The sequence below is a fragment of the Saccharomonospora saliphila YIM 90502 genome, assembly GCF_000383795.1.
Lineage (GTDB): Bacteria > Actinomycetota > Actinomycetes > Mycobacteriales > Pseudonocardiaceae > Saccharomonospora > Saccharomonospora saliphila.
Genome location: NZ_KB912626.1, coordinates 1 through 2,724, shown reverse-complemented (window position 1 = coordinate 2,724; position 2,724 = coordinate 1). Strand labels below are relative to the sequence as shown.

Here is a 2,724-nt window from a genome sequence, read left to right as displayed (position 1 = left end):
CGTCCGTCGCGGACCGCTCCGGCCGGTAGCCGCCCGCGGCGCGCAACGCACCCGTCACGCCGTCGACGTCGGTGCAGTCGGCTTTCCAGCGCCCCTCACCGAGCGGGACCAGCGTGTTCGCGGCCCCGACGGCCAGCGCGCGCGGCGTGGCCTCGTCGGCGGCCTCCAGCGCGGCACGCTTGCCCGGCATCGTCACCGAAAGGCCGACCCATTCGGGCCCGAGCGCCGCGACGAAACCGGAAAGCCCCTCGGCGTCCACTTCGTACGGCGCGTAGTGCCAGTCGGTCAGGCCGAGTGCGCGGTAAGCGGCACCGTGCAGCACCGGGGACAACGAATGTGCCACCGGCGTGCCGAGTACCCCGGCCCGGCGGTGAGCCCCGGGCGCCGGTGCCTCAAAAGATCCCGCGCTCCCTCGCGTCGACGACATTCGCGTTGTGCTCCTCGTGCGACTCCGCGAAGCACGACAGTCCGTTCTCCTCGCACTTGACGAAGTACTTGTAGTCGGTGTCCTCGGGCTCGAGGGCGGCCTCGATGGCCTCCTGACTCGGCGACGCGATCGGCGTCGGGGGCAGGCCCTCGGTGGAGTAGGTGTTGTACGGACCGTCCTTGAACCGGTCCTCGTCGGCCGTGGTCAGTTCGGGCTCGTCCAGCAGATAGTTCACGGTGGAATCCATCTGCAGCGGCATGCCGTCGGCGAGCCGGTTGTGGATAACGCTGGAAACCGTGGCGAAATCACTGCGCACGGCTTCCCGCTCGATGATCGAAGCGATGATGAGGATCTGGTACGGACTGAACGGCGTGCTGCCCGCCGAGCTGGGCAGGCCCGCCGCTTCGAGGTGGGTCGCCGACGCGGTCAGTACCTCGGCGAGCACCTGCTCGGCGCTCCACCCGGGCTTGACGTCGTAGACACCGGGCGCGACGAGGCCCTCGAGCGTGTGCCCGCGCTCGGCGTTGGCCGCCATCGACTCCGCCCAGGCCGGCACTCCGAGTTCGCCGAGGTCTGCCTCGTCGGCGGCCTTGCTCAGCGCCTCCGCGGACACGCACGTGTCCTCGCCGTTGAGGTCGGCGCACGTGGCCTGCGACAGCAACGTGAACACGCCGGGCGTCACCGAGTCGTCGGGCTGGGTGACGTCGCTGAGCTGGGTGCCCGCCCGCACCTGGACATGGCCCACGCGGGACGACTCGGCGACCAGGCGGGCGACCGCCGCCTCACCCGACATCTTCGTCTTCATGTGGTAATAGCCCGGCTGCACGGAGAGCACGCGCTCGTCGTCCTCGCTCGCCTCCACGAACGCCTCGCTGCTGGCCACGACGTCCTGCTCGGCCATCGTGGCCCCGATGGCGCTGGTGACATCGCCCTCCTCGACGGCGACGACCACGTCGGCCTCCCCCGTGCCCTCGTAGTCCTCGTAGCCGAGTCCGAGCAGTTCGACCGCGCCGAAGTAGGACCCGCCCGCGAGCAGCACCAGCACACCGAGCGCCGCGGCCCACTTCAGCATCCGCCCGCCGCGGCCGCCGCGGGCGGTGTCGTCCTCGTCGTCCTCGCCGTCGTCCTCGTCGTCGAACCGGTCGTCGTCAAGCTCATGGTCGAGGTACTCGGGCACCGCCCTGTCCTCGTCGTCCTCGTCGTCGAACTCGTCGTCCTCACCGGACAGGTGCTCATCCAGCAGGTCGTCGTCCGGGTCCTCGAGGTCGAGGAGGTCGGTGGGGTTCTCGTCCGGCGGCACGCCGTGATTCGGGGGCCCTCCGCCGCGTGCCGGGCGCTCCCCCGGTGCGGGAGCGCAGCACGGCCTCGATGCGGCGCGCGACGCGCAGGCCGGCCAGTTCCCGGCGCAGCACGTGGCTGGTGTCCAGCGTGTGCCGGGGCAGTAGCGCGATGCCGTGCCCGGCGCGCACGAGCGCCTCGGTGATCCGGAAGTCGTTGATGCGGTGCACCACCCTCGGCCGGACGCCGGTGCGCACGGCCAGCGAGCGCAGCACGTCGTCCACGGGAAAGCCGACGTCGACGCTGATCCAGTCCTGCTCGGCCAGGTCGGACAGTTCGAGCCGATCCCGCATCCCGAGCGGGTGCCCGGGTGGCAGAGCCACGTCCAGCGGCTCCCGCAACAGCGGCACCACGTCGAGCCGGTCGGAGCCGAACGGTGCGGCGTGCTCGTCCCGGTGGGCCACCACGACGTCGAAGTCGGCGACCAGTTCCGGCACCTCCGCCGGAGTCATGTCCACGTCGCGCACCTCGACCTCCAGGTCGGGCCACTCGGCGAAGCGCCCGAGCAGGCCCGGAAGCAGCAGCAGCGCCGCGGACGGGAACAGCGCCAACCGCACCCGCCCCCGGGACGGCGCGCAGGCGTTCGGCATGGTCGTGTGAGGCGAGGTCGAGCAGGGTCTCGGTACTGCGCCGACCGTCAAGGCCCCGGAGGATATCCACGAGGACAGGCGGCAGGTCGGTGGCCACGACGGCGTGCCGGGGGTCGAGGCCGATCTGGAGCTCGTCGTGCCGCCGGGCCAGCACCTCCAGCCCCGGGGAGGAGCCGCGGACGACGGGGGAGCGCCTGATGTGCCGGGGAAGTCATGCGCACAGCGTGACCCGCTCCGGCCGCACGTGCACGCGGCGTGAGCCCGGTTGTCCACAGGTCCTGGGCGGTGTGGACACTCGCTGGATGTGATGTTGTGTGCCTCGTCGTCGTCGGTGGCTGGCCTTACGGTGGACATGTGGCCGATGCACGG

General features: G+C 71.4%; 1 protein-coding gene and 2 pseudogenes. All 3 read right to left on the bottom strand.

Annotated elements, in window-relative coordinates; translation table 11 throughout:
* A pseudogene (locus SACSA_RS0104080) lies at positions 1 to 427 on the bottom strand (hypothetical protein); the annotation flags it as partial.
* Positions 393 to 1,727 carry an endolytic transglycosylase MltG gene (mltG, locus tag SACSA_RS0104075; protein ID WP_019813738.1) on the bottom strand — a complete coding sequence of 445 codons (1,335 nt, stop codon included), beginning with the start codon at positions 1,725 to 1,727 and terminating at the stop codon, positions 393 to 395. The pseudogene SACSA_RS0104080 and the gene mltG, both read right to left, overlap by 35 nt.
* Positions 1,660 to 2,331: pseudogene (locus SACSA_RS0104070) on the bottom strand (LysR substrate-binding domain-containing protein); the annotation flags it as partial. The gene mltG and the pseudogene SACSA_RS0104070, both read right to left, overlap by 68 nt.
* Positions 2,332 to 2,724 lie beyond the last annotated feature (393 nt).